General features: G+C 62.5%; 26 protein-coding genes. 15 read left to right on the forward strand and 11 right to left on the reverse strand.

Annotated features, from left to right (window positions below; all coding sequences use genetic code 11):
• Positions 1–190: 190 nt before the first annotated feature.
• Complete coding sequence (locus IB263_RS03810; RefSeq protein ID WP_192437655.1) at positions 191–577, forward strand: hypothetical protein; 387 nt, start codon at positions 191–193, stop codon at positions 575–577.
• A 75-nt stretch (positions 578–652) separates the two neighbouring features.
• Here IB263_RS03810 and IB263_RS03815 read toward each other — a convergent pair whose 3' ends face one another.
• Positions 653–1,291: a PRC-barrel domain-containing protein gene (locus IB263_RS03815; protein WP_060516403.1), complete on the reverse strand. Its 639-nt coding sequence runs from the start codon at positions 1,289–1,291 to the stop codon at positions 653–655.
• Positions 1,292–1,649: 358 nt separating this feature from the next.
• On the opposite strand from IB263_RS03815, the gene IB263_RS03820 reads away from it, so the two are divergent.
• On the forward strand, positions 1,650–2,744 hold the full coding sequence (locus IB263_RS03820) for a hypothetical protein (protein ID WP_192437657.1): 1,095 nt from the start codon (positions 1,650–1,652) through the stop codon (positions 2,742–2,744).
• A gap of 63 nt (positions 2,745–2,807) precedes the next feature.
• Here IB263_RS03820 and IB263_RS03825 read toward each other — a convergent pair whose 3' ends face one another.
• From IB263_RS03825 to IB263_RS03845, 5 genes are all read right to left on the reverse strand, one after another.
• Entirely contained in the window at positions 2,808–4,532 is a 1,725-nt protein-coding gene (locus tag IB263_RS03825; RefSeq protein WP_090294865.1) for an IlvD/Edd family dehydratase, read from the reverse strand.
• Between the two features lie 96 nt (positions 4,533–4,628).
• The gene (locus IB263_RS03830; protein ID WP_192437659.1) at positions 4,629–5,513 is read right to left on the reverse strand and encodes an SMP-30/gluconolactonase/LRE family protein; all 885 of its coding nucleotides are present in this window, start codon (positions 5,511–5,513) and stop codon (positions 4,629–4,631) included.
• The gene (locus IB263_RS03835; protein WP_112975945.1) at positions 5,513–6,148 is read right to left on the reverse strand and encodes a 2-dehydro-3-deoxy-6-phosphogalactonate aldolase; all 636 of its coding nucleotides are present in this window, start codon (positions 6,146–6,148) and stop codon (positions 5,513–5,515) included. Before IB263_RS03835 ends, IB263_RS03830 begins: the two co-directional genes overlap by 1 nt.
• 15 nt (positions 6,149–6,163) lie before the next feature.
• Positions 6,164–7,084, reverse strand: a complete 921-nt coding sequence (locus IB263_RS03840; protein ID WP_177235696.1) for a 2-dehydro-3-deoxygalactonokinase — start codon at positions 7,082–7,084, stop codon at positions 6,164–6,166.
• Complete coding sequence (locus IB263_RS03845) at positions 7,081–7,851, reverse strand: SDR family NAD(P)-dependent oxidoreductase (protein WP_060529839.1); 771 nt, start codon at positions 7,849–7,851, stop codon at positions 7,081–7,083. The genes IB263_RS03840 and IB263_RS03845 overlap by 4 nt, the downstream gene beginning before the upstream one ends.
• Before the next feature lie 154 nt (positions 7,852–8,005).
• On the opposite strand from IB263_RS03845, the gene IB263_RS03850 reads away from it, so the two are divergent.
• From IB263_RS03850 to IB263_RS03905, 12 genes are all read left to right on the forward strand, one after another.
• Positions 8,006–8,824 carry an IclR family transcriptional regulator gene (locus tag IB263_RS03850; protein ID WP_060516565.1) on the forward strand — a complete coding sequence of 273 codons (819 nt, stop codon included), beginning with the start codon at positions 8,006–8,008 and terminating at the stop codon, positions 8,822–8,824.
• A 195-nt stretch (positions 8,825–9,019) separates the two neighbouring features.
• On the forward strand, positions 9,020–9,760 hold the full coding sequence (locus IB263_RS03855; RefSeq protein WP_192437661.1) for a LuxR family transcriptional regulator: 741 nt from the start codon (positions 9,020–9,022) through the stop codon (positions 9,758–9,760).
• Positions 9,761–9,902: 142 nt separating this feature from the next.
• Complete coding sequence (locus IB263_RS03860; protein WP_051659571.1) at positions 9,903–10,676, forward strand: LuxR family transcriptional regulator; 774 nt, start codon at positions 9,903–9,905, stop codon at positions 10,674–10,676.
• Between the two features lie 460 nt (positions 10,677–11,136).
• Positions 11,137–12,300 (forward strand): Mrp/NBP35 family ATP-binding protein, encoded by a 1,164-nt coding sequence (locus tag IB263_RS03865; protein WP_034801037.1) that lies wholly within the window; start codon positions 11,137–11,139, stop codon positions 12,298–12,300.
• A gap of 362 nt (positions 12,301–12,662) precedes the next feature.
• Positions 12,663–13,640, forward strand: coding sequence for a magnesium transporter CorA family protein (locus tag IB263_RS03870; protein ID WP_034801039.1), 978 nt, complete (start codon positions 12,663–12,665; stop codon positions 13,638–13,640).
• 16 nt (positions 13,641–13,656) lie between these two features.
• Complete coding sequence (locus IB263_RS03875; protein ID WP_034801041.1) at positions 13,657–15,558, forward strand: potassium transporter Kup; 1,902 nt, start codon at positions 13,657–13,659, stop codon at positions 15,556–15,558.
• A gap of 346 nt (positions 15,559–15,904) precedes the next feature.
• Positions 15,905–17,026 carry a cell wall hydrolase gene (locus tag IB263_RS03880; protein WP_192438007.1) on the forward strand — a complete coding sequence of 374 codons (1,122 nt, stop codon included), beginning with the start codon at positions 15,905–15,907 and terminating at the stop codon, positions 17,024–17,026.
• A 300-nt stretch (positions 17,027–17,326) separates the two neighbouring features.
• Positions 17,327–17,686, forward strand: a complete 360-nt coding sequence (locus tag IB263_RS03885) for an AtpZ/AtpI family protein (RefSeq protein WP_034801042.1) — start codon at positions 17,327–17,329, stop codon at positions 17,684–17,686.
• 60 nt (positions 17,687–17,746) lie between these two features.
• On the forward strand, positions 17,747–18,499 hold the full coding sequence (locus IB263_RS03890) for a F0F1 ATP synthase subunit A (protein ID WP_043620932.1): 753 nt from the start codon (positions 17,747–17,749) through the stop codon (positions 18,497–18,499).
• Between the two features lie 82 nt (positions 18,500–18,581).
• Positions 18,582–18,809 carry a F0F1 ATP synthase subunit C gene (locus tag IB263_RS03895; RefSeq protein ID WP_025426100.1) on the forward strand — a complete coding sequence of 76 codons (228 nt, stop codon included), beginning with the start codon at positions 18,582–18,584 and terminating at the stop codon, positions 18,807–18,809.
• 76 nt (positions 18,810–18,885) lie between these two features.
• On the forward strand, positions 18,886–19,503 hold the full coding sequence (locus IB263_RS03900; protein WP_034801046.1) for a F0F1 ATP synthase subunit B: 618 nt from the start codon (positions 18,886–18,888) through the stop codon (positions 19,501–19,503).
• 13 nt (positions 19,504–19,516) lie between these two features.
• Positions 19,517–20,002 (forward strand): F0F1 ATP synthase subunit B, encoded by a 486-nt coding sequence (locus IB263_RS03905; RefSeq protein WP_034801048.1) that lies wholly within the window; start codon positions 19,517–19,519, stop codon positions 20,000–20,002.
• Between the two features lie 299 nt (positions 20,003–20,301).
• On the opposite strand, the gene IB263_RS03910 is transcribed toward IB263_RS03905, so the two are convergent.
• Both IB263_RS03910 and IB263_RS03915 read right to left on the reverse strand, forming a co-directional pair.
• On the reverse strand, positions 20,302–20,952 hold the full coding sequence (locus IB263_RS03910) for a ribonuclease HII (RefSeq protein ID WP_034801051.1): 651 nt from the start codon (positions 20,950–20,952) through the stop codon (positions 20,302–20,304).
• Positions 20,953–21,170: 218 nt separating this feature from the next.
• Positions 21,171–22,328, reverse strand: a complete 1,158-nt coding sequence (locus tag IB263_RS03915; protein ID WP_034801053.1) for a PA0069 family radical SAM protein — start codon at positions 22,326–22,328, stop codon at positions 21,171–21,173.
• Between the two features lie 175 nt (positions 22,329–22,503).
• Here IB263_RS03915 and IB263_RS03920 point away from each other — a divergent pair, with 175 nt between their 5' ends.
• Positions 22,504–23,025, forward strand: coding sequence for a glycosyl transferase (locus IB263_RS03920; RefSeq protein WP_034801056.1), 522 nt, complete (start codon positions 22,504–22,506; stop codon positions 23,023–23,025).
• 294 nt (positions 23,026–23,319) lie between these two features.
• On the opposite strand, the gene moaB is transcribed toward IB263_RS03920, so the two are convergent.
• Genes moaB through IB263_RS03935 form a run of 3 tightly spaced genes read right to left on the reverse strand, consistent with a single transcriptional unit; the run spans position 23,320 to position 26,621 of the window.
• Positions 23,320–23,862 carry a molybdenum cofactor biosynthesis protein B gene (gene moaB, locus IB263_RS03925; RefSeq protein ID WP_034801059.1) on the reverse strand — a complete coding sequence of 181 codons (543 nt, stop codon included), beginning with the start codon at positions 23,860–23,862 and terminating at the stop codon, positions 23,320–23,322.
• Position 23,863: 1 nt separating this feature from the next.
• Positions 23,864–24,778: a 4-(cytidine 5'-diphospho)-2-C-methyl-D-erythritol kinase gene (locus tag IB263_RS03930; protein WP_192437663.1), complete on the reverse strand. Its 915-nt coding sequence runs from the start codon at positions 24,776–24,778 to the stop codon at positions 23,864–23,866.
• A 7-nt stretch (positions 24,779–24,785) separates the two neighbouring features.
• A complete protein-coding gene (locus tag IB263_RS03935; protein ID WP_192437665.1) occupies positions 24,786–26,621 on the reverse strand; it encodes a tetratricopeptide repeat protein in 1,836 nt (611 codons plus the stop codon).
• Positions 26,622–26,698 lie beyond the last annotated feature (77 nt).

Here is a 26,698-nt window from a genome sequence, read left to right on the forward strand (position 1 = left end):
TGCCGCCTGAGCCGACGACCTCGTCGTGCGAGCTGGGATATCATCGCCTGGACGGTGAAGCTGGAGGGGCCGCTCTATGACGACAACGGCGCCTATAGCGGCATGATGGCGGCTGAGCTGATCGCGCGCGGCGGCGGCGAGCTCGAGATCGTCTCGCCCGAGCGCATGTTCGCGCCCGAGGTCGGGGGGCATGAACCATGTGCCCTATGCGACCGCCTTTGCCGAACACAATGTCCGGGTGACGATCAACACGCGGCTGAAATCCGTTCGGCGGGAGTGCAATGGCCTTGTTGCGACGCTCGGTTCCGATTTTTCGGACAAGGCAACGATCAAGGGGCGTGTGGCGCAAGTGGTGGTCGAGCATGGCACGGTGCCGATGGACGACCTCTATCGTGAACTGAAGCCGCTTTCACGCAAGCTGGGGGCGTCGATTACAAGGCGCTGCTTCGCGGTGAGAACACCACCCCGCAGAAAACCTCGATGCCCGCTTCGACATGTTCCGCATCGGCGATGCCGCCGCCAGCCGCAACATCCACGGGGGCATTTACGATGCCTACGCGACGGAGTGCTCGTCTGACGCAAAGCCAAGGCGGCGGTGCCTGGCACCGCCGCCCGTTGGAAGGCGTACTGAACAGCTTGGAATGCTACGACGTTACTGCTGCGGCTGTTCGGTACCCTGCTGCATCGGCTGCGCCGGTGCAGTAGTCGTGGTCGAAGAGGTCGTCGACGTGTCAACCGGCTGGTTGGCGTTCTGTTCGGCAACCTGCTGCGCCTTCGTCTTGAACTCCGGAGCCGCCTTCAGCGTATCGGCGGTTTCGGTGGTCGTCAGCTTCAGCTTGTCCGTGTTGGGCTGCTCGGCGATCGTGATGCGATCAAACGGAACCGCTACGTCCTTTTCACCGAGACCCAGGAAGCCGCCGACACCGATTACGGCCGCTTCCACGCCGCCATCCTTCTTCATGATCAGGTCGTTGATCTCGCCGATGCTTTCGTCACCGGCATTGTAGACGCTCTGGCCGATATAGGTGCTGGCTGCGATCTGGTCGCTTGCCTGCTCGGTCAGATAGGTGGCGTCCGATTGCGCCATATCCGCGGGCTTGGTTTCCGTGATCGGCGGCTTCGTTTCAGCCTGATCGGCCGGAGCCATGGCGTCCGGGGCGGGCTGCGCCGGCTGCATCGTCTGCGGCTGTTCCATCGGCTTGGTTGCGTCCTGCGCGAAAGCCACCGGGGCGACAGTAAGACCCGCGAAGAGCGCGCCGGCTGCTACGGTTGTTACGAGTTTCTTGATCATCTCAAACTGCCTTTCCTTGACGTTTCGATCAGGGCGCGGGCCTGGCTTCTGCCGCCATGTCCACCGCGCCGGTGATATGGTGTCAACGCCCGGGAGCCCGAACGGTTCCGGAAAAAATAGTCAAAGTTTCAGGTCGAAAGGTCCGTTGCCGGTGAACGTGACCCTCGTCCGCGATTTTCCAAGGATTGTCGGCAATCTCGCGCGGACATGTATTTTGGTTTTCGAATATATGTATTTTAGTGATCAATTATGTACTTTGGGCCGTTCATGAATTCTTGAGCGTTCTTGTCGATACTTGGCAGATGGCAGGAAATAGCGCGCAGCGTCGTCACCCTGTTATCCCGGGATGGTTTTCACGATGTTTTTGCCGCGCCGCTTTCTCTCTGTTTCCTTGCTCTGCGTTCTGGCGATGGCCGGCCTCGTTCTGATCGAGCGCAATCTTTTTGGGCTGCGCTATTTTTCGGAACGGGTTCCCGGCGTCGAGCCCTACAATCTCTGGCATGCCTGGGTGGCGCTGAGCCTGTCACTCGCGGCGGTTCAGGGCTTTACCCGCGATGCCGCCTGGCTGGGCGCGCCGGAGCTGCGGCTGGCGTCCGGCCGTGAGCTTGGGCTTTGTGTCGCCGGCTGGATGCTCGCCGTGCTGATGGCGCTGGTGTTCGTTGCCGATCCCCTCGGTTTCAGCCTTCTGGCGCGTGAAGACGGCCTGGTCGAATGGGCCTCTGCCCTGCTGATCTTCATCGCCAGCGGTTTCTTTGCGTTTGCTGCCGTCGGGCAACTGCGCGTGGCCCGTTCAGGAATGGGACGTCGCGCCTGGATGGCCGCGGCTTTTGCAGCGCTTCTGGCGCTTTGCTTCTTCGTGGTCGGCATGGAGGAGATATCCTGGATGCAGCGCGTCTTCGGTATCGCCACGCCGGAGGGCCTGCTCGCGCTCAACAAGCAGCAGGAATTGAACCTGCACAACATTTCCACCGGCTTCTCGGAACTGCTCTACTACACCGGTAGCTTCTTCCTTTTGACGCTGGCGCCCTTCGTCTGGCTCTATCTGCGCAAGAGCATCAGCCTTGGCCGGCTCGATGCTTTCGCCCCGAGCGTGCTGGTGCTGGCGGCAAGCGCCCCGATGGCCGCCTTCAACAGCGACAACTGGAGCATGCTGCCGACGCAGATGATGGTGATGATGACCGTGATCATACTGCTGGTGATCGCCGATATCGCGCTGAGGGCGGGGCACTGGCGCGAGTTCATCGTGCTGACGGCAGGCGCCATTCTGATCGTCGCGATCCAGGAGCTATTCATTCTCCAGGCTTCCACGCTCGTGCGCCTTTGGGACCCGACCGAGTACAAGGAGTTTTTCATTGCGCTCGGGCTCGCCATCTACGGCTTTGAAACCTGGTCGCGGCTGCGTGCGCCGGCCGCAAGGCTTTCGCCGTTGGGCTCCCGTTCCCTGGCCGGATAAAAATACCCCGCCTGACGGGCGGGGTATTTGAAACGCGTCAGCCTCGAACTGCGTCCGAAGCCGTCAGTGGCTTTCGCGCAGCACTTCGCTGCCGCTGCCGCCGACGAGGAAGTCGAGGTCCGCACCCTTGTCGGCCTGTAGCACCGTGTCCTGGTAGAGCTTGTAGTAGCCGCGGGTCCATTTCGGCGGCGGCGCCTGCCAGGCGGCCATGCGCGTCGCAAACTCTTCCTCGCTGATCATCAGGTTGAGCTCGCCCTTCATCGCGTCGAGGCGGATGCGGTCGCCGGTCTTGACGATGGCGAGCGGCCCGCCGGCATTCGATTCCGGGCTGACATGCAGGACCACGGTGCCGAAGGCGGTACCGGACATGCGGGCGTCGGACACGCGCACCATGTCGCGCACGCCCTTTTCGACGAGGCGCCGCGGGATCGGCATGTTACCGACTTCGGCCATTCCCGGATAGCCCTTGGGTCCGCAGCCCTTGAGCACGAGGATCGTGTCCTCGGTCACCGGCAGGTCCGGATCGTCAATCTTCGCCTTCAGCTCCTCGATCGTCTCGAAGACATAGGCCGGACCTTCATGGACGAGGAGATGCTCGCTTGCGGCCGACGGCTTGATGACGGCGCCGTTCGGGGCAAGGTTGCCCTTGAGCACACGAATGCCGGCGGCAGCCCGCAGCGGATTGTCGAGCGGGCGGATGACGTCGTCGTTGTAGACTTCGGCATCTTCCCAGTATTTGCTGATCGGCACGCCGAAGACCGTCGGCGCGTCGGCATGCAGCAGATGCTGTATGCGGTTCATCACCGCCGGCAGGCCGCCGGCATAGGCGAGGTCTTCGATCAGATACTTGCCGGACGGCATGCAGTTGACGATGCACGGCACCTGGCTGCCGACGCGGTCGAAATCCTCAAGACAGAGATCAACGCCGGCGCGGCCGGCGATCGCCAGCATGTGCACGACGGCATTGGTCGAACCGCCGACGGCGGCGTTGGCAATGATGCCGTTCTCGAAATTCTTCTTGGTCAGCACCTTCGACAGGCGCAGGTCTTCATGCACCATCTCGACGATGCGTTTGCCGGTCATGTGCGACAGTGCCATGCGGCGGGCGTCGACGGCCGGCAGCGCGGCATTGGTCGGCAGCGACAGGCCCATAGCCTCGACGATCGACGCCATGGTGGTGGCGGTGCCCATGGTCATGCACACACCCGGTGAGCGCGACATGCCGCTTTCTGCCGCCATGAATTCCTGCATGCTCATATCACCGGCGCGTACGGCCTCGGAGAACTTCCAGACATCCGTGCCGGAGCCGATGTCCTTGCCCTTCCACTTGCCGTTCAGCATCGGGCCGGAGGAGACGACGATCGTCGGCAGGTCGACCGACGCCGCACCCATCAACTGGCCGGGGGTTGTCTTGTCGCAGCCGCCGAGCAGCACCACGCCGTCGATGCCATAGGCACGGATCGCCTCTTCGACATCCATGGCGAGCAGATTGCGAAAGAGCATCGCGGTCGGGCGCATCTGCGTCTCGCCGAGCGAAGACACCGGGAACTCGACCGGGAAACCGCCGGCCTCCCACACGCCACGCTTCACGCCCTCTGCCAGAATGCGCAGATGGCTGTTGCAGGGCGTGAGTTCCGACCAGGTGTTGCAAATGCCGATAATCGGGCGGCCGTCGAAAACGTGGTCCGGAAATCCCTGGTTCTTCATCCAGGAGCGATGGATAAACCCATCCTTGTCGGTGCCGCCGTACCAGTGACGGCTGCGCAGTTCTTTCTTCTTGTCGCTCATGCGAGCTTCCTCCTCACCATGCGATCAAACGCGTGGCTGAATTGTATGACTTTTTATTGGCGCTTCGCCAAGAGTTACTCGGCCAAGAATTTCCGGTCAGAGACGGAAAGACGGTTCGAACCGGCCCTTGACGCTGACGCCGAGATCGAAGGTCTTGCCGGCATGCGGGTCCGCCGCACGCGTTGCCTCGTCCATGTCCTGCCAGGCGGATGTGACCAGTATGCGGTCGGCCTTCGCTCCGATGAAGGCGGTACAGCTCGGCTGGCTCGTCGGCACGGCGTAGCGCGCGATGCGCGCGCCGTCGGGGCGGTAGACATCGACCGTGCCGCTGCCCCAGCGGGCGTTCCAGATCAGGCCGTCGGCATCGCACACGGAGCCGTCGATACCGCCAGCTTCGCCACTGCCGCCGACGAGCAGGCTCGGTTCGCCTTTCGGCAGCCCGGTCGCGGCGTCGATATCGACGCGCATCAGGTGATTGATGTCGGTATCGACGAAATAGGCGACGGTTCCATCCGGCGAGAAGCAGATGCTGTTGGGAATGGTGATGGCGGCATAGAGCTTCGTCACCTTGCTGCCGGCGACGTGATAGATCGCGCCGGAGCCCTTTTCGGCGCTGCGGCCCATGGTGCCGATCCAGAGCGAACCGGACGCATGAACCCGGCCGTCGTTCGAGCGATTGATGGGTTCGTCCTCAAGCGTGGTCAGCAGGCTGAAGGCACCGGTCCGCGTATCCCTGATGAAGAGGCCCTGGTCGGAGGCGATCAGCTGCCGGGTCGGATCGATGACGGCGAGCACGCTGCCGAGGAAGGGTAGGGCGTGCACGGTCTTGCGCCCGCTTTCTAGGTGCAGTTCATGCAGTTCCTGGCCCTTGATGTTGAACCACCAGGCGGTGCCGGTGGCCGGGTCATAGGTCGGACCCTCGCCGAGGATCGACGTAGCTTCGCAGAGAATGCTGCCGGAGAAGGGGATGGTGTCGCTCATCAGCGCGCTCCGTAGACGGCGTCGTAGGCCTTGATGGTGGCAACGGCGCGCTCGCGCACTTCAGCCGCGCTCATGCCGGGCTTGTAGAGGCTGGAACCAAGACCGAAGCTGCGGATGCCGGCCTTGGCATAGTCGCCGAAATTCGCGTCCGAAACGCCACCGACGGCAGCGATTTCCAGCTCCGGCGGCAGGATCGCGCGGATCGCGGTGATGCCGGACGGGCCGAGCACGCTTGCCGGGAAGAACTTGAGGCCGGTGGCGCCCGCCGCCGCGGCCGAAAGCGCCTCGGTCGGGGTGAGCACGCCGGGCATGGTCACCATGCCCTTCTTGGCGGCGAGAGAAATCACCGCCGGCTCGACATTGGGGCTCACCATCAGGCGGCCGCCGACATCGGCGAGTTGTTCCACCTGTGCCGTCGTCAGCACCGTGCCGGCGCCGATCAGGCATCCCTCGGGCGCCATCTTCACTGCCGTCTCGATCGAGCGGAACGGATCGGGCGAATTCAGCGGGATCTCGATCGCGGAGAAGCCGGTCTCGATCAGGGCACCAACGACGCCTGCGGTTTCCTCGGGCTTGAGGCCGCGCAGGATCGCGATCAGCGGGTACTTCATCGACGGAAAGGGAATGCGGGTCATGAGCGTGTCTTTCGTTCAAAGGGGCCAGATCGCCTGGGCGGCGGTCGAAAGGCCGGAGCGGACGGCCGTGTCGGCATCGACCACCTGAAGAGGGCAGTCGAGGCTTTCGAGCGCGGCCTGATAAAGCGTACCAAGGGATCCGGAGGCGACGAGGCAGATGCTGTCGATCGTCTTGGCTGAAGCCAGCGCGCCGGCGATCTCCAGGCCGATCAGCGTGCCCGACAGCAACGCCTTGGCGTCGGTCGCGCTTGCGCCGTGCAGCAATTGGCCTGAGCGCGCGCCGAAGATCAGGCTGGTGGCGAGCGCCGGATTTGTGCGTGCCTCGGCCACCGCCGCCGCAAAGGCGGGATGATCGCCGGTGAACGCGTGCGCGTCGGCGATCGAGTGGCTGAGGATCGAGTGCTTGGAGATCACGTCGAACAATTCGCCGGTCATGAAGGTGGAAAAGCCGCTGACGGCGCCGTCTTCGAGCCGCACCCATTTGCTGTGCGTGCCCGGCATGCAGACGAGATGTAGACCGCGACCGAGGTCGCTTGCTGCGCCGAGCAATTGCGTCTCCTCGCCGCGCATCACGTCCGGGTGCCGCCGATCACGCTGCGCCAGACCCGGCAGGATACGGATGTCGCGATCGAGATCCGGCACTGCCACGGCGTGGGAGGCGATATCGGCGAGCGCGGCCGGCGTATCGAGATAGCCGGCCTCGACCCAACCCTGCTTGGCACCGGCCATGCCACAGATGATCGCCGGCAGGTGGCCTGGCGCATCGACGGCGGCCAGGTGTTTTTCGAGGATCGCATGGAACCCGGCCTTGTTGGCCGTGGTCATGCCTTCGCCGCTTCGGCGCTCGGCGAGCACCGAGCCGTCCTCGCCGATGATCCACAGCCGGAAACTCGTGGTTCCCCAGTCGACTGCGGCATAATAGGCTGCCGTCATCAAAGTGCGCCTCCATCGATGATCATTGTTTGCGCGGTCATGCCCGACGAGCACGCCGACGCGAGAAAAAGGCAAGGGCCGACGAGATCGTCGGCGGTGAGGCTGCGCTTCAGGCACTGCCGTTCCTGCATGCCGGCGATTGCCGCGTCGCTCAGCCACAGCCGTTTCTGGCGCTCGGTGACGATCATGCCGGGCAGGATCGCGTTGACGCGGATGTTGTCCTGGCCGAGCTTTCCGGCGAGCGATTTGGTCAGGCCGACAATGGCGGCTTTCGCCGTCGCATAGGCCGGGATTTCGGCCATGTTGAGCAGATAGGCGATCGACGAGAAATTGACGATCGACCCGCCGCCGGCTTCGCGCATATGCGGTGCAACCGCCTGGCTCATGAAGAAGAGGTGCCTGAGGTTGACCGCCTGGCTCTCGTCCCAGCTCTCTTCGGTCACGCTTTCCAGTGGCTCGCGATCGTCGCGCGCCGCATTGTTGACGAGCACGTGGAGCGCGCCGAGAGCGGCCGCCGCAGTCTGCGCGGCCTTTTTTACCGCTTCGATGTCGCGCAAGTCGGCGGGAATATAGACCGGTGCCGTGCTTGCCTTGATGGCGAGCCTTTCGACGAGGTCGAGGCTTGCCCTCTCGTCGATATCGACGAAGGCCACCCGTGCCCCCTGGTCGACGAAACCCTCGACAAGCGCTGCGCCAATGCCGGAACCGCCACCGGTGACCAGCACCGCGCGGTCTTTGAGATCATGAAATTGTGCCTTCGGCACCGGCATATTCCTGTATCCCCGATCAGTCCTATGGTGAAGAGTTGTTCCATTATTTGGAACGTGATTTTATTATATGGAATTATCACGTCGAAGCGTCTACCTTGTCAAGGTCGCGCGCCCGATCGCGCGACTGCAATCGGAAACAAACAAGCGAGCGACGATGACGGGTGAAGCGGCAGGCGGAGGGGACGAAGTGCGTGCGGAGGCTGGCACGGGCACGCTCGGCAAGGCAATCACCGTCCTGGAAGCGGTGGTCACCGCCGATGGCCCGCAGCGCTTTACAGATATTCTCGCCCGGTCCGGCCAGCCGCGCGGCACGTTGTACCGGCTGCTCAGCCATCTGGTCGAGGAAGGACTGCTGATCCAGCGCCGCGACCTCTCCTATGAGCCTGGCCTTCGGCTGCTGACACTGGCCTATCGCTCCTGGTCCGCCAATCGCTTTCGCGATGTTGCCGAGCCGCACCTGCAGCGATTGCACGAACTGACCGGCGAGACCGTGCATCTCGGCATCCTGCGCGAGACCGAGATCGTCTATGTCGACAAGGTAGAAAGCCGCCAGACGGTGCGCATGAGTTCGCAGATCGGCAAGGCGTCGCCGGCCTATTGCACCGGCATCGGCAAGGCGGCGCTGTCCTTGCTTGGGCAGCCGGAGTTGGAAGGTATTTTGGCCCGAACCGAGTTTCACGCCTTCACGCCGCACACCCATCGCTCGGCTGCCACCTTGCTGGCGGAGATCGAGGAAATCCGGCGCGACGGCCACGCTTTCGACCGCGAGGAACATGAGACGGAGATCCGCTGCGTTGCAGCACCTATCCTCATTCCCGGCAGCGAACTTGCGGCCGGCCTGTCGGTGACCGGGCCTGCCTATCGGGTGACCATGGAGCAATTGTCGGCCTGGGCGGCAGCGGTTCGGGCAGCGGCGCAAGCGGTCGGCGAGGACGCGGCGATCCGTCTTGGGCCCGGCCGTGGTGGACCTTGAATTCACTTTACGGTAAATTAGAAACATCGACTGGACGTGGCGCGTCTCGCTCGATAGCTTTAATATATCAGACTCAGGTTCGTGGATGGTCTTAGTCTGGTTCGTTTTTGGTATTGGTATAAATTTTTGACGTGATCTTCATGCGGCGTCAGCGGCCGGTTCCCGCATGGAACCGGATGTGGAGAAGGGCGGAAGATGATTGATTTCAGCGCGAATTTGTCGGCGTTGGCGCTTCCTGATGGGCGAACCATCCGTGGGCCGATTTGTTGCGAAGAGGATATCAGGCGCGTGATCGCCCAGGTTGCGGATTCCTACGGTTTCCGTGGTTTCCTGGTGCTTGCCATTCCGGAAACGGAGAGCAACAGCCTGTCCGTCAACGCCTTGATGACGAACTACCCGGCCGCCTTTCTCAAAGGCTATGACAGTGCCGGCTTGATCAATGGCAGCCCGGTGATCCAGCGGCTTCGGCGCAGCACCATCCCCTTTACCTACGACGCGCACCAGCTTGCGCGCCGCCGAGCCGACGGCAAGGGCGATGCGGCGGTCTGCGTCTTCGAGCAGGCCAACATGCCGCGCGGCCTCTATCTGCCGGTGCACGATGCGAGCGGCCACCGCGCTGCGATCGCCTTTGGCGGCGACCGTCCCGTGGTTTCCAATGACGAGCTTCAGGAGCTCAACCTTTGGGCCGGTGTGCTCTACAGCAAATACTTGGAGGTGCGCGATCGCGACAAGCGCGGTGCGGGAAGCCTTTCACGCCGCGAGGTCGAGTGCCTGCGCTGGGCGGCGGCCGGCAAGACCACCAGTGAAATGGCGAAAATTCTGGCGCTGTCCGAATATACCGTCAACCACTACCTCAACCGGGCAACGCGCAAGCTGGATTCGGTCAATCGCGTTCAGACCGTCGCAAAGGCCGTGCGCGCCGGGTTGATCAACTGATCGCCGGCACGCGTCGTGCGCGAGCTGATGGCAATATCGGCCTTCACGAGGGGAAATACACAGACTTTTGGGTCGAAGCGGCAGGGATTTTCGATCATCTGTTGGCATTGGCAGGCGGCTCGGTCTATTTGATACGTGATGAATGCCATGGAACGCGCGAATGCAGGATACGATGACGACCGGGATGACTGACGCAGATCTGCCCCGGGGCGGCGATTTCGCGTCCGAGATCGCAAAGCTTGAGACCCAGTTCGATATCATCCGCTATATGCGGCGGATCACGCAGGTTTTTGGCTTCAAGACGTTTCTGATCTGCTCGATCCCCTCGATCGACGTGGAGCGCCTCGCCGCGAGCACCGTCATCTCCAACATGCCGGCCGAGCTGCTGAACAAGTATGACAGCCTGTCGATGCTGCGCTTCAGCACCGGCGTGCGCCGCCTGCGCGAGACGACGACGCCGTTCCAGGTGACGCTTGCAGCCTGGGAGGGAGAGGGCGGCAAACCGGAATCGGCGGCCGAATACATCGAGATGCTGCGCGAAAACGGTATCTTCCAGGCAAGCTACTTCCCGGTTCATGACGCCGAGGGCGGCCGCGGCGCTGTCATCCTGATGGGCCCGCTGGTCGAACTGCCGATGACCGTCACCATGGAACTGCAGATGATTGCAATCCATGTCTATAACCGCCTCGCCGAAATCGGCTCCGTGTGGAAGAGCAGCGGCGCAGCACTTTCGGAGCGCGAGATCCAGTGTTTGAGCTGGACGGCTGCCGGAAAGACCAGCGCCGAGATCGCCGGCATCCTCGGGCTCTCCGAGCATACGGTCAACCACTACCTCAACCACGTGACCAAGAAGCTCGACGCCGTCAACCGCACTCAGGCGGTCGTGAAGGCGATGAAGAAGGGCTACATCAGCTAGCCCCAAGTCGGCCCTGCGCCGCAAGCCTCTTCCTGAATGTCCTCGACCTGATGCGATCGAAAGAAGCTTGGGGAAGCCCGGCATGCTGTCGCCAAGGTTCCGTCATCTGGGCGATCTGCTCCATCCTTGGACGATTTGCAGACGGTTGCTCAGAAACTGGGCATATGCCATCGCCGGCCGATGAATGGCGGTCGAGATTATCTTTTTGAAATTGCTGCCTATTTCCGCCAGATCTGAAACTGGCACGCATCCTGCATTTCTATTGGCATGTCCAGAGGGGACTAAAAAGAAGACAGCGCCCAAGAAGGTCGCGACCGAAAGGGCCACTGCCCGCCTTAAAGGTGATCCCGGATGTACGGACACCGAGGCGGGTGGTGGCCCTTCCTTTTTCCGTTATGTCGCATTGGCGAAGCGCCCCGCCTCGACTATCTAAGAGATAACAAAAGAATGAGAGGGCGCGATGCCGGAAGTCACGAAAGAAGTGGTGCTTGAAAAGTTGCGCACGGTGCGTGGCCCGGGCATGGAAGGCAATATCGTCGACCTCGGGCTCGTGTCTGATGTCTTCATCTCCGACGGCAAGGCCTATTTCTCGATCACCGTGCCGGCCGAACGCGCCAAGGAGCTGGAGCCGATGCGGGCTGCAGCCGAGCGCGTGGTGCGTGACATTCCCGGGATCACCGCGGCAATGGTCGCTCTGACGGCCGACCGCAAGGCGGCCGCAGGCAGCGCGCCGGTGCAGCGCCCGCAGCCGCAGGCACCGTCCCATGCAGGCCACTCCCACGCCCCGCGTCCGGCTGGCGGACCGCCCGCCAAGGCGGGGATCCCCGGCGTCGGCGCGATTATCGCCGTCGCTTCGGGCAAGGGCGGTGTCGGCAAGTCGACCACGTCGGTCAATCTGGCACTGGCACTCCAGGCAAACGGCCTGAAAGTCGGTCTGCTCGATGCCGATATCTACGGCCCCTCGATGCCGCGGCTCCTGAAGATTTCCGGCCGGCCGCAGCAGATCGAGGGCCGGCTCATCCGCCCGATGGAAAATTACGGCCTCAAGGTCATGTCCATGGGTTTCCTCGTCGATGAGGAAGTGGCGATGATCTGGCGCGGACCGATGATCCAGTCGGCGCTTCTGCAGATGTTGCGCGAGGTCGCCTGGGGCGATCTTGACGTGCTCGTGGTCGACATGCCGCCGGGCACGGGCGACGCCCAGCTCACCATGGCTCAGCAGGTGCCGCTTGCCGGTGCCGTCATCGTCTCGACGCCGCAGGACCTGGCGCTGATCGATGCGCGCAAGGGGCTTGCCATGTTCCGCAAGGTGGAAGTCCCGGTGCTCGGCATCGTCGAGAACATGAGCTACTTCGTCGCGCCCGACACCGGAAACCGCTACGACATCTTCGGGCACGGCGGCGCCCGCAAGGAGGCAGAACGCATCGGCGTGCCCTTCCTCGGCGAAGTGCCGCTGACGATGGGAATTCGCGAGACGTCGGATGCGGGAACGCCGCTGGTCGCCTCCGACCCGGCAGGCGAGGTCGCGCGCGTCTACCGCGATATCGCGACCAAGGTCTGGGAACAGGTATCAGCCACACAGCAGGACAAAAGCCGCGCCGCGCCGAACATCGTGTTCGAGTAGTTTGTCTCGAAGCGGTTCTGCCCGGCTGCCGGGCACGAATCGTTTTGCCCTTGATTCGGTTTTGATTTAAGCAAACATGCTATAGGGTGGCGCCGAACTGGCGGCGCATGCCCGCGTGCCGGATTGCAAGAGGGCATTGATTTTGCGTTTGCGTTGCGCCATATGCCTTGCCGCACTTGCGAAGGTGCCCAACTTGACGCCCTCTCGCCCGAGATCTTGGCCTCTCGCGATGACTGAGTTGAAGACTTTGTCCTGACTGGCGGAACGTCCCATCCGATGGATCTCTATTGTGGGTATTTTGTGGCGCACGACCTTTCGCCTCTTCCATTCGACCCTAAGGTTGGCATGACGAGGACGCTCGCATGATCACCGGCTATTGCGCCGATGGCACGGCCGTCGTCCTGACGCCCGCCGACCCGCCCGAGAGTTTGCGTTCGGACCTCATCTGGCTGGATCTGGTCGAGCCGAACAAGGCGGAAGATCTGATGATGGAAAAGCTGCTCGGCATTTCCATCCCGACGCGCGACGACCTCAAGGACATCGAGCCTTCGAGCCGTCTCTATATCGAGGAGAACGCCGTGTTCATGACGGCGTCACTGGTGTTTCGTTCGGACACGGAGATACCCGGCCTGACTGACATCGGCTTTATCCTGGCGGGTAGCCGGCTCGTCACCATCCGCTATGCCGAGCCCCGATCCTTCGCCCTCTTCAAGGCGTCGATGCACCGCTTCCCCGGAAATTGCCGAGACGGCGCGGTGGTTCTGACCCGGCTCCTGGAAACGATCGCCGACCGGACCGCCGAAATTCTCGAAGAGGCCGTGACCAAGATCGACGATCTGTCGATCGCCGTCTTCGGCGACAAGGCCGCCGGCAAGCGCCGCCCGCCGCATTTTCTCGAGGCGCGCCTGCGCGACGTTGCCGGGCATCATCGTCTGGTCGCCAAGACCCGCGACAGCCTCGCCTCGCTCTCGCGCCTGCTGACATTCGTCTACACCGTTCCGCAGGTGCAGGACGACAAGGAAACGCGCGAACTCTGCCGCTCGATTTCGCGCGACATCCAATCGCTGTCCGAACATGCCGGGTTCATTTCCGGCAACATTACCTTCCTGCTCGATGCATCGCTCGGCCTGATCAACGTCGAGCAGAACGCCATCATCAAGATCTTCTCGATCGCGTCGGTCGTGCTTCTGCCACCGACGCTGGTCGCCTCGGTCTACGGCATGAACTTCCGCGTCATGCCCGAGCTGGAATGGCAATTCGGTTATCCCTGGGCGATCGCGGCGATGGTGATATCGGCCGTGATCCCCTTTTTCTTTTTCCGCTGGAAAGGCTGGCTTTGAACGCCAGTAGGTTTGCATGACCCAATCGCATGCCCCTTCCACTCATGAGCCGAAGGACCTGCGCCGTCTGCTGGTCCTCGGGCTTGGTTCGATCGGTGTCGTCTATGGCGATATCGGCACCAGCCCGCTCTATGCCTTTCGCGAAGCGTTGCGCCCGGTTTCCCATGACGGTGTGACCGATGCGGAGATCATCGGCCTGATCTCGCTGATGATCTGGACGCTGACGATCATCGTCACGATCAAATACGTGCTGTTTCTTCTGCGCGCTGACAACCAGGGAGAGGGCGGTACGCTGTCGCTGCTTGCCCTGTTGATGAAGTCCGCCAACGGCCACGCCGCCATCCTCTTCTTCATGGGCATCGCCGGTGCCGCGCTCTTTATCGGCGACGCGATGATCACGCCGGCGCTGTCGGTTCTTTCAGCGGTCGAAGGTCTGAAGCTGGTGACGCCGGCGCTGTCGGAATATGTCGTGCCGATCGCGGTGGTCATCCTGTTGATGCTCTTTGCGGTGCAGTCGAAGGGAACCGCGGCGGTCTCGAACTTCTTCGGTCCGATCACGCTCGTCTGGTTCCTGGTGATGGGCGGCATCGGTTTCGTGCACATCTCCGACGACTTATCGATCTTCAAGGCCTTCAATCCCTACTACGCCGTGAGCTTCATGCTCAGCGAAGGCTATGTCGGCATCATCGTGCTCGGCGCCGTCTTCCTGACGGTGACCGGTGCAGAGGCGCTCTACGCCGACCTTGGCCATTTCGGCCGCCGGCCGATCCAGTGGGCCTGGTTCCTGATCGTCTTTCCGGCATTGACCCTCAATTATCTCGGCCAGGGCGCCTTCGTCCTGAAGAACCCGGAAGCGATGTCCGACCCGTTCTTCCTGATGTTCCCGAAATGGGCACTGCTGCCAGTGGTCATTCTGGCGACGGCGGCAACCATCATCGCCAGCCAGGCGGTGATAACCGGTGCCTTCTCGCTGACGCGCCAGGCGATCCACCTCGGCTTCCTGCCGCGCATGGCGATCTTCCATACGTCCGAGACCCATACGGGCCAGATCTACCTGCCGAACGTCAACACGCTCCTGATGTTCGGCGTCATGGCGCTGGTCTTCGTCTTCGGTTCGTCCGAATCGCTGGCGACCGCCTACGGCATCTCGGTGACCGGCGCGATGGTGGTGACGACGGTGCTTTCCTTCGAGTTCCTGCGCATGCGCTGGAACTGGTCGGCGCTTGCGGCCGCCGCTGTGCTGTTGCCGCTCTTCGCGCTGGAGTTCATCTTCCTCGGCGCCAACATGCTGAAGATCCACGACGGCGGCTATGTTCCGGTGCTGATCGCCGCCACCTTCATCATCATCATGTGGACCTGGCGGCGCGGCACCGAAATCCTGCACGCCAAGACCCGCCACATCGACATTCCGCTAGCGAGCTTCATCAAGTCGATCGAGCGCAAGAGCGAACATGCGCCCGTGGCCGTGCCTGGAACCGCCGTGTTCCTGACGAGCGATCCGGAATCGACGCCGGCCGCACTGCTCCACAACATCAAGCACAACCACGTGCTGCACAATCAGAACTTCATCCTGACGATCCGCACGGCCAATACGCCGAAGGTGCCGAAGTCGGAACGGGTGAGCATGCAGCCGTTGTCGGACCGGTTCACATTGCTCGAAATGCGCTTCGGCTTCATGGAAACGCAGAACGTCTCGCAGGCGCTCGGTCTCTTCCGCAAGTCGGGTCTGAAGTTCGACATCATGTCGACGTCCTTCTATCTCGGCCGCCGCAAGCTCGTGCCCGATGCCGAGAGCGGCATGCCGCACTGGCAGGACCGGTTGTTCATCGCGCTTGCGAATGCGGCAATCGATCCGTCGGACTACTTCCGCCTGCCGACCAACCGCGTGGTCGAACTCGGCTCGCACGTGATCATCTGACGTTTGCCCGGTCCTTGGCCGGGCCGCGGGATGGGCCGGATATACAACGCAACGAAGCCGCCTTCCGATGGGGAGGCGGCTTCGTTGCGTTGTGGGGGCATCCACCTTTCAGCGACCGCGCATTAACCAAACATCAAGGTTAATGCTTCATTTTCAAAGCACGAACGGAGCAGTCCCGGCGAAGTGTCCGGCTGCTTGATTGTCTAATCTTCCCGCGCGGAATTCTCGACGCTGGCGCATAGCCGGCGCGGGCGAAGCCGTGCCGCCTGATAGCGTTGCGTGGAGTCGGTTGGTGCGTAAGAGTCGGAACCTGCGTCTAAAGTCTCGCCTGAACCCGTCCGCCTGGATGGCGCCCGCGATCATCGGCCTTGCGCTTTATCTCGGCTTTCCCTCGTCTGCGGCCTATGCCGACCTCGCGACCTTCCTGTCCGGCATCAACCGGGGCGGCGAGCGCTGGCGCATGTATATGACGCCGTCGCCGGCCGGCTCGATCCACGAAGCCGAAATGGTGTTTGCCGATCCGGTCACCACGGGCGCGCTTGACGGCGGCGCCGGCATCACCATGCCGGACGGCAGCCGCGTCGCGCTGACCGCGGAAACCAAGCACTCGGGCACGCCCGACGAAGACCGCGTCAACCGTCAGGCCAAGAAGGGTCGCGTCGTTGCCGTGACCCCCGTAACGCCGCCGAAGGATTTCTCCGCCGGCTCCATCCTGCAGCGCACCAGCTCCCTGATAGAGCCAAGCCTGGGGGAGGGGGAGAAGATGGTCTTCGCCAAGTCCCGCATCGAAGGCAAGGAGATCGAGATCGCCACCGCCTTCTACCGGAAGACGCCGCCAAAGGCGGAGCCCGGCGTTTCGCCGATGCTGGCCAAGCTCGTTACCAACGATCGCCCCGACATTCTTGCGACTGCTTACGTCCGGCCCGAGCCGGACTACGCGCGTGAATCGCCCTTCGATTCGATCCTGCGCGAAGACAGGAACGCCGGTCGCTTCATTCCCGAGATTGCGCCGGACGACCACGCCTGGGCCGCCACCGCATTGCCGGGGTCGGTCTTCAGCAAGGAAGAGCAGACCTGCCTGGCTGAAGGCATCTACTTCGAAGCCCGTAGCGAGCCGCTCAAGGGTCAGGCGGCCGTCGCGCAAGTGATTCTCAATCGCGTGCGCAATCCCACCTATCCGAAGACCATCTGCGGCGTTGTTTATCAGAACAAGGCCTGGCGCAACCGTTGCCAGTTTTCCTTCGCCTGCGACATGATCCGCGACCTTATTTATTCCCGCTCGCACTGGAAGACCGCCAAGGAAGTCGCCATGGCCGTCACCGCCGGCAAGATCTGGCTGCCGGAAGTGGGCTCTGCCACCCATTACCACGCAACCTACGTCAATCCGCCGTGGGCGAAGACGATGAAGCGGGTCGGCAAGATCGGCATGCATATATTCTATCGCACCTATGGCGGCGGCTGGAGCTGATCCGCGCCCGACGCGATTCCGCCGCCTTTCCTGCGCACACGCGGAAGGGGGATTCCCGCCGGTCTCCGGCCGGAATCCTGCCGCGACCTTGTCGAAGATCGATGAACGTGTGCTTAACCCATTGAATTTCATGGAAAACATTGTCCACGATCAAGCGACCTGCACGCCTTGACTATGCGGGTGCCTAAAACTATGTTGCGCGCGACTTCAAATGGGGCCGAAACGTGGCTTGTGCGAAGGCCTATTGTATGACCGAAATCGCGGTCTGAGACCCGATAAGGACGACAAGGGAGTAGCCACGTGGCGGAGAAACCTGAAGAAAGTCTGGAAGCGCGGCTGAAGCAGCTCGGCGACAAGATTGAGGCCAAGAGGCCCAATACGCCTGATGTAGCGGAAGCCAGGGCCGCCGAAAGCCGTAAAGGTTATGCGGCGGCGATGAAGCTCTCGAGCGAGTTCATCGCCGGCATCGTTGTCGGGGCGTTTCTGGGCTATCTTTTGGACCACTTTGCGGGTACAGGGCCGTGGGGATTGATTATCTTCCTGCTTCTCGGCTTCTGCGCTGGCGTGCTGAATGTGCTGCGCTCGGCCGGTATGGTGGCGACACCGGAAGCCGGAAGAGGCGGTTCTGGGAATGACAAGAAGGACGGCGACGCCCGCTGAGGCGTTGCCCCGAAGAAAACGGTTTCCGCTCTCGGGCGGGTAGAACGAAAGAGAAGCGCGGTGTCAAACGATCCGACCCACCAGTTCTTGGTCAATAAGATTGTCCCGATCGAAATTGGCGGAATGGACTTTTCCTTCACCAATGCGTCGCTGTTCATGGTTGCGACCGTGGGTGTTGCCGCAGGCTTTCTTTATCTGACGACGTCGCAGCGCGGTCTTATCCCGACCCGCATGCAGTCGGTCTCGGAAATGTCCTACGAATTCATCGCCTCGATGCTGCGCGAAGGTGCCGGCAGCGGCGGCATGAAGTTCTTCCCGATGGTGTTCTCGCTGTTCATGTTCATCCTGACGGCGAACCTGCTCGGCATGATGCCCTACTTCTTCACGGTCACCAGCCAGATCATCGTCACTTTCGCTTTGGCGCTGTTCGTCATCGGTACCGTCATTCTCTACGGTTTCTACAAGCACGGTCTCGGCTTCCTGAAGCTCTTCGTGCCGCATGGCGTTCCTGGCGTCCTTCTGCCGCTCGTCGTCGCGATCGAAGTCATCTCGTTCCTTTCCCGCCCCATCAGCCTCTCGGTCCGTCTTTTCGCCAACATGCTGGCCGGCCACATCACGCTGAAGGTCTTCGCAGGCTTCGTCACCTCGCTCAGCGCCCTCGGCGCGGTCGGCATCGGTGGCGCCATCCTGCCGCTCATCATGACCGTCGCCATTACCGGTCTTGAGTTCCTCGTCTGCTTCCTCCAGGCCTATGTCTTCGCGGTACTGACTTGCATGTACCTCAACGACGCTGTCCATCCCGGAAGCCACTAAGGAATAACAGTCGCTCGCTTCCGGCCGGACCTCCGCCGGAAGCGCAATCCTAAGCCGCAACACCATTCGAAGGAGTTCAAACATGGAAGCGGAAGCAGCAAAGTACATCGGCGCAGGTCTCGCTTGCCTCGGCATGGCCGGCACGGCTCTCGGCCTCGGCAACATCTTCGGCAGCTACCTCTCTGGCGCGCTGCGTAACCCGTCGGCTGCTGACGGCCAGTTCGGCCGCCTCGTATTCGGCTTCGCCGTTACGGAAGCTCTGGGCATCTTCTCGCTGCTCGTAGCCCTGCTCCTCCTCTTCGCCGTCTAATATCGGCTGGAGTTTCGGCCGCGACCCGTCAAAAGGTCGCGGCCGCGCATATTCTTGAGTGCACCTGGAGGTGAGCATGTTTGTGACCGCGGCTTATGCCCAGCAGTCAACCACCACTGAAGGCGCCGAAGCACACGATGCCGCTGCGGCCGGTGAGGTGCACACCGAAACGGGTGTGGCTCACGAAGGCGAGGCTGGCTCCGGCGTGTTCCCGCCCTTCGATACGACCCATTTCGCATCGCAGCTGCTTTGGCTCGCGATCACGTTCGGCCTCTTCTATCTCCTGATGTCGAAGGTCATCATTCCGCGCATCGGCGGAATTCTGGAAACCCGTCACGATCGGATCGCTCAGGATCTCGATGAAGCGTCCCGCCTCAAGGGCGAAGCCGACGCTGCCATCGCTTCCTACGAGCAGGACCTGGCAGCCGCCAAGTCCAAGGGTCACAAGATCGCCGACGACGCCCGCGAATCCGCAAAGGCCAAGGCCAATGCTGACCGCACCGCCGTCGAAGCCGACCTTGCCAAGAAGATCTCGGCTGCAGAAGACCGCATCGCCGACATCAAGGCAAAGGCATTGGCCGACGTCGGCGCCATCGCCGAGGAAACTGCAACGGCTGTCGTCAAGCAGCTGATCGGCGGAACCGTCACCAAGGCCGAGATCACCGCTGCCGTCAAGGCATCGGCTGGCAACTGAGGAGCACTGAACCATGCATCTTGATGCAACTTTCTATGCCTTCGTTGGCCTGATCCTGTTCTTCGTCCTGATTGCCTATCTCAAGGTTCCGGGCATGGTCGGCAAGGCGCTCGACGCCCGCGCCGAAAAGATCGGCAACGAGCTGACCGAAGCCAAGCGCCTGCGCGAAGAAGCGCAGGGCCTCGTCGCTGAGTACCAGCGCAAGCGCAAGGATGCCGAAGCGGAAGCTGCCGGCATCGTCGCTGCCGCCCAGCGCGAAGCCGAAATGCTGACCGCGGAAGCCAAGCAGAAGACCGAGGAGTACGTCGTTCGTCGCACGGCTCTTTCGGAACAGAAGATCAAGCAGGCCGAAAGCGACGCGATCAACGCGGTTCGTTCCGCTGCCGTCGATCTCGCGATCGCCGCTGCCGAGAAGGTCATTGCCGCCAAGGCGGACGCCGGCGCCCAGAGCGATCTGTTCAAGAAGGCACTTGGCGACGTCAAGGCACGCTTGAACTAAGCGCTCGGACATTCGATTGAAGAAAGCCCCGCTTCGTGCGGGGCTTTTTTTATGCCTGTCTGCAGAGAACGCGCTGGCCCGAACAATGGGTGGCGCCAGCCTCCGTCAGAGATTTGCGTAGGCGTTTCGCCACATCAGGTTCGGCCGCCGAAGTAGGACCAGCGTTCAAGGGCTAGCGTAGCGCACGTCAGCACGCGCGCCGCCGGTATGGCTTTTGACGCGAGAAAAGCTGTTGACGAGATATGTCGGAAGCGGAACCGAAAACGCCTGCGTAGCGCTGGTCAGGGATTGCGCAAAGGTTAGTCGTCCCGGCGCAGCGGCCGGAAGCTCATGCGGTGCAGCGGGCAGGGGCCGTGGGTCTCGATGGCTCGACGGTGGGTCACCGTCGCATAGCCGGCATGGAGCGCGAAGCCGTAGCCGGGATGTGCGAGATCGGCACGGGCCATCATGCGGTCGCGGGTGACCTTGGCGACGATCGAAGCGGCGGCGATCGACAGCGACCGCGCATCGCCCTTGACGACCGCCTTGGCGTGGCAGGTGAGGCCGGGCGGAACGTCACGGCCGTCGACCAGCACGAAGCGTGCATTCGAGGGCAGGCCGGCCACGGCGCGCCGCATGGCTTCAAGGCTTGCCTTGCGGATGTCGGTGGCGTCGATGGTGCCGGCCGAAGCCGAGGCGATCGACACTTCGGACGTGGCGAGGATTTCTTCGAACAGTTTTTCGCGCGCCTGCGCCGTCAGCTTCTTGCTGTCGTCGAGGCCCGCGGGAATGGCGTCCGGATCGAGGATGACGGCGGCGGCGACCACCGGTCCCGCGAGCGGCCCACGCCCGGCCTCATCCGCTCCGGCGACCGGCCAGAAGCCATCGCCCTTGGCCGAAAGCTCGAAACTGAAATCGGGCGCTTCGATGATATCGGGAAAAAGGGGAGAATCGGACGATCTGCGAGACATAAGTCTAATTCGCATGATCGACCGATTCTCTTCAAGCCCCCAGGTCCGAGTGCGGCGGCGGACGGGGGATTACCGGGGCCCACGGCGGGTAAGGGGCACCGGAACTGCTATGCGATCTGAGGCGCCCCCCATCGGGTTCGCCTGGCGGTGCGGGGCGATCATCTCTCGCTGCGCGCCGATTACGAAATTGCGGATGCTACCAGGCGATCGGAAAGCCTTCAAAGAAGCGAGAGCTGCACCCCCGTTCCGAGCGGCGGCACGAAGAGATCGTCGCGCAGCTGCCGGCGCGTCGGGTTGAAGCCGAGGCGCTTGACCGCCAGGTCGAAGCGGCGGCCAATCTGCCACGCATAGGGGCCGGCGCCCTTCATGCGTTTGCCGAATTCGGCGTCATAGTCCTTGCCGCCACGCATGGAGCGGATGAGCGACATGACGTGCCGGTAGCGGTCCGGATAATTGCGCAGCAGCCAGTCGCGAAAGAGCGGGCTGACCTCGAGCGGCAGCCGCAGCAGGACATAGCTTGCTTCCGTTGCTCCGGCTGTCCTTGCTCCTTCGAGCACGCGCTCGATCTCGTGGTCGTTCAGCGCCGGAATGATAGGGGAAACGAGAACACCGGCCGGGATGCCCGCTTCGGCAAGCATGCGTATCGCCTCCAGCCGCTTGCTCGGCGTAGAGGCCCGCGGCTCCATCGTGCGGGCGAGCTTCCGGTCGAGTGTCGTGACGGAGATGCCGACGCGCACCAGTCCCTTTTCCGCCATCGGCGCCAGGATATCGATATCGCGGGTGACCATCGCTGATTTGGTGACGATCATGACCGGATGGTTGGCGTCCCGCAGCACCTCGAGGATCTGGCGCATGATGCGCCACTCCTTCTCGATCGGCTGATAGGGGTCGGTGTTGGTGCCGATGGCGATCGGCCTCACCTTGTAGTCCTGCCGCGCCAGTTCGCGCTCCAGAAGTCGCGGTGCATCCGGCTTGGCAAACAGCTTCGCTTCGAAGTCGAGGCCGGCCGATAGGCCCATATACGCGTGCGTGGGGCGGGCGAAGCAATAGATGCAACCATGCTCGCAGCCGCGATAGGGATTGATCGAGCGGTCGAAGGAGATGTCGGGAGACTCGTTCCTCGTGATCACCGTGCGCGGCTTCTCGACCTGAACCTCGGTCTTGAACGGCGGCAGATCCTCCAGGCTTTCCCAACCGTCGTCGAACGTCTCGCGGCTGCGCGGTTCGAACCTGCCGGACATGTTGATCCCGGCGCCGCGCCCCCGGCGGCGATCGATGTCGATCCGGAGGCCCGTTGCGCTCATCATCGCTTCGGCCACATCTGCCGTGTTGGCGGGCGCAAGGGCACCCTGCCTGATCTGAGACAGCTCGGTCATTGGAATCTCCCCGGAATCAGATATTTGATCCCGTTTTGTTCTGATTATTTTCCTATCGCGAATGAGGGAACAATTCAAGAACAAAAAATTGGAATTTCGGTTTTGTCGATCAAGGCACCGCTTCGGTCGATGTCCTGGATGTAGCAATTGCCGTGCCGATGCGTTACGAGAAACCATGCTCACGATCATCATGGAAACCCGCGACAACGAAGCCGAACTGGCGCAGACGCTTGCTGTGTTGGTTGCCGGCGCCGTGGAGGGGCTGGTCAGCGATGTGATCATCCTCGATCATGGTTCGAAGGATGGTTCGTCCGATGTGGCCGATGCCGCTGGATGCCGTTTCTGCCGGGATTGGGATCTCGCCGATGTGGTGGGTTCGGCGCGTGGCGAATGGCTGATGTTGCTGGAGCCGGGCGCCCGCCCGATCGGCCGCTGGATCGATGAACTGGCCGAGTACGTGTCGATGAACAAGGCACCGGCCCGCTTCTCCGGTTCGAGACTGCATCGCAGGCCTTTCTTCCGCCGGCTGACCCGGCGGGGAAAGCCGCTGGAGACAGGCTTTCTCCTGCGCAAGAACGATGCTCTTGCGGCCGCCCGCGGCAATACGGGCCTGGATGCCATGACGAATGTCCGCTCTGTCCGCAAGCTCTCGACCGAACTTGTTCCGGCCTGGGTCGCCGTCGAAGCCAGGCGGTAACGCCGGTTCGTAGCGCGCAAAATTAAAGGTGCCAGTCCCGGGGGGACGGCACCTCCAAGCGGCTCTCAAATGACCTTGTTTGGTAGATTTCTATCCGGGCAGCATTCTGGCTACCCGTCGTATCCAACATTGCATTCCGCCTTGGGGGACAGAGGCGGAAGGGTCTTGCGGCGCGAGGAATAGAACGTGCGGCGGTCGTTCCTCGCTGTGTCAACGCTTGGAGACTAACGAGAGGAGAAGCGACCGTCAGTTACTAAGGTAACAGGTCGGCCAAGCCGGAACGGTCCAAGCTCTTCAGCCACGTTTCAGATGCTCGTCGAGCCGCGGCATGATCTCCACGAAATTGCAGGGCATGTGCCGATAGTCGAGCTGTTGCTTGAGGATGCCGTCCCACGCATCACGGCAGGCACCGGGCGAACCCGGAAGGACGAAGATGAAGGTGGCGTTGGCAACGCCGCCAGTTGCCCGCGACTGGATCGTCGAGGTGCCGATCTTCTCGAAGGAGATACGGTGGAAGACTTCGGAGAACCCGTCCATGCGCTTCTCGAACAACGGTTCCAGCGCCTCAGGCGTCACGTCCCGCCCGGTGAAGCCCGTTCCACCTGTCGTGATCACCACGTCGATGTTGGGATCGAGCGTCCAGGCCTTTACCTGGTCGTAGATCTTCGTCTTGTCGTCGGAAACGATGGCGCGCGCCTCAAGCCGATGGCCGGCGTCACGCACCCGCGCTTCCAATGTGTCGCCCGACTTGTCGTCGGCGCGCGTGCGCGTGTCGGAGACCGTGAGGATGGCGATCCCGACAGGAATGAACGGACGCTTTTCGTCGATGCCGGCCATGCTATTTCCCTTTGCCCACTGTCCTGCAGGCGAGAACGTACCACCCGGGGTAGGCCTCCGAAAGAGCGCGCGCTGTCGCAGCCGCGCGCACGTCGCTATCGAAAAGGCCGAAGCATGTGGCGCCTGAGCCCGACATGCGCGTGAGCGCCGTTCCGGCTTCGGTCAATGCCTTGCAGACCGTGCCGATCACGGGCTCAAGGCCCTCTGCCGGCAGCTGCAAATCGTTGCGCATCGTGGCGATGGCAGAGATCCACTCGGCCGCCGTACCGGCTCTGTGAGGCGCAACGAGCGGCGGGTTCGTCTTGTTGGCGAGGGCCCGGAAGACAACCGGCGTCGAGACGGCGACGAGCGGATTGACCAGCACGACCGGTAGCGCGGGGAAATCCGCAAGCGGCGTAATGTCCTCGCCGATCCCCTTCGCGAGCAGTGGCGTGCCGGCAAGACACATCGGCACGTCCGCTCCGAGCTGCAGCGCGATGGCGCCGAGGCGGGAGGGTTCGATCGTCGCGCCCCAAAGATCGAGAAGCCCAAGAAGCGTCGCCGCCGCATCCGCGGATCCGCCGCCAATGCCCGAGGCGAGCGGCAGGTTCTTCTCGAGATGCAGGTGGACCGGCCCGGCCGTGTCGGGGTTAAGCGCCTGCAGTTTGGCGCGCAGCAGATCCCGTGCCTTCAGAACCAGATTGCCGCCCTCAGCGCCGGCATCCATCGGCAACGCGGCGGCAAACGCGCCCGAAACCGTGAAGCGATCCGCATCCGCCGGCGAGAGACCGATGCGATCGCCGCGATCGGCAAAAGTGACGAGACTTTCGAGAAGATGGTGGCCGTCGGCGCGCTGGCCGACGACGTGAAGGGCCAGATTGATCTTGGCGGGGGCTGCACGCGTCAGCGCGAAGCCCGCGATGTCACCTTCCGACATGGAACGGTCAGGACTTCTTGTCCGGCGCCGGTGCTTCCGGGGTCACCTTCTTCGGCGCGGTTTCCTTGGCATCGGCCGAGGCGGGGACTGTTTCCTTGAGCGGCGGCAAGCCGTTCTCGATCTTTGCCTTGATCTTCGGGATCTCGGCTTCCTCGGGCTTCAGTTCGAGCGTCTGCGTCCACTGGAACACGGCTTCGAGCTTGCGGCCGACGCGCCAGTAGGCGTCGCCAAGGTGATCGTTGATCGTCGGGTCGCCGGCCATCAGTTCGGCCGCCTTCTCCAGTTCCACGACGGCGTCGTCGAAGCGGTTCATGCGGAAATAGGCCCAGCCGAGGGAATCGACGATGTAGCCGTCATCCGGCTTCAACTCGACGGCCTTGCGGATCATCTCCAGGCCTTCTTCGAGGTTGATGTTCATGTCGACCCAGGAATAGCCGAGATAGTTCAACACCTGCGGCTGGTCCGGATTGAGCTCCAGCGCCTTGCGGAAGTTCGGCTCGGCCTTGTCCCAGAGCTTCTGGCGCTCATAGGCGATGCCGCGTTGGAAGAACACCGTCCAGTCGCCGCGCTTCGGGACGGAGCCGATCTGTTCGACGGCGCGATCGTAGAGTTCGCCCATCTCCTTGTAGTCCTTGGCGTCGGAAAGCACGCTGCCATAGGCGAGATAGTTGCGGATGTTCTTCGGATCGACGTCGATGAGCGCCTTCAGGTGCTTCTTCGCCTCGTCGACCTTGCCGATGCTGGCGAGGCTGAGCCCGAGCTGTAGTTCCGAAACGCGCCGCATCGGCGAGGTCTCGGGAATGGCCTTGTAGAGTTCGATCGCCTCGTTCGGTTTCTTCAGGTTTTCGGCGATGCCGCCGAGCATGACCAGGATGTCGGCGCTGTCAGGGTCGAGCCGGCGCGCGGTCTGCAGGTAGAGCGAGACGATGTCCTCGGCGCCGTCGCGGTTGAGTGCCGCACCGATCGAGAAGAGCACGGCCGCAGCGCCCTGGGTGGCGTTCTTGACCTGCTGTTCCTGCGGAACACCATTCTCGATATCGGTCCTCAGCGCCTGCAGCGGCGTGTAGTTGTTGACCATGTTTTCGCCGACGGCGACGGTATCGAGCGCCTTCTGCTTGTTGCCTTCGCGCGCCTCGAAACGGGCAAGCGCTTCGACCGCGCGCATGAAGGTGTCGGGAGCGGCACTTCCGCCCTCGCGGTCGAGAATGGCATCGTTGAGCCTGGTGCGCGCCGTCTGCTTGTCACCCGCAGCAACCGCGATCGCGCCCGCATGATAGTTCTTGAACACGCGGAACCATTCAGGACCGTCAAGGCCGTTAATCTCGGCGAGTGCTTCCTTCGGCTTGCCCTGGCCGAATTTCGCCCAGGCCGAAAGCAGGCCGTTCATCAGCCGGTCGAGATCGTTCGGACCCTGGTAGTTCAGAAGCTTCTGTGCGTTGCGATACTCGCGCTTGCGGATCGCCTCGATCGCGCGAATGACCGTCGTGATGCGCTCGACGGCCGGGTCGGACTTCAACTGCTCGGCAATCTTCGCGCCTTCGTCGAACTGGCCCGCCATCAGAAGCGTGATCATCAGCCGCTGCTTGACGTCGTTGTTGTTCGGCTCGAACTGCAGCGCGATGCGGTAGAGTTCCGTAGCGGAAGCGAAGTCGCGGTCCGTATCGGCGGTGCGGGCAGCGAGAAACGCGCCGGAAAAGGTATTGACCGACTTGATGTCGAACGGCTCAGTTTCCTCGACGGCTGCGGTCTTCTCCTCGGCAAATGCCTGGTAGCCGCCGCTGACAGCAGCGAGAGCCAGCAGTGCTGCGCCGCTGAGGAGGCGGAGAATCGTCTTTTGCCGCATGTCAAACCTTTCGCGCCGATTGCTCGGCTTTCGCACCACTAAGGGTTGTTTTCGGAGTCAGCCACATATAGCCCAAC

The organism is Ensifer sp. ENS03 (genome assembly GCF_014852035.1).
Taxonomy (GTDB): Bacteria; Pseudomonadota; Alphaproteobacteria; order Rhizobiales; family Rhizobiaceae; genus Ensifer; species Ensifer adhaerens.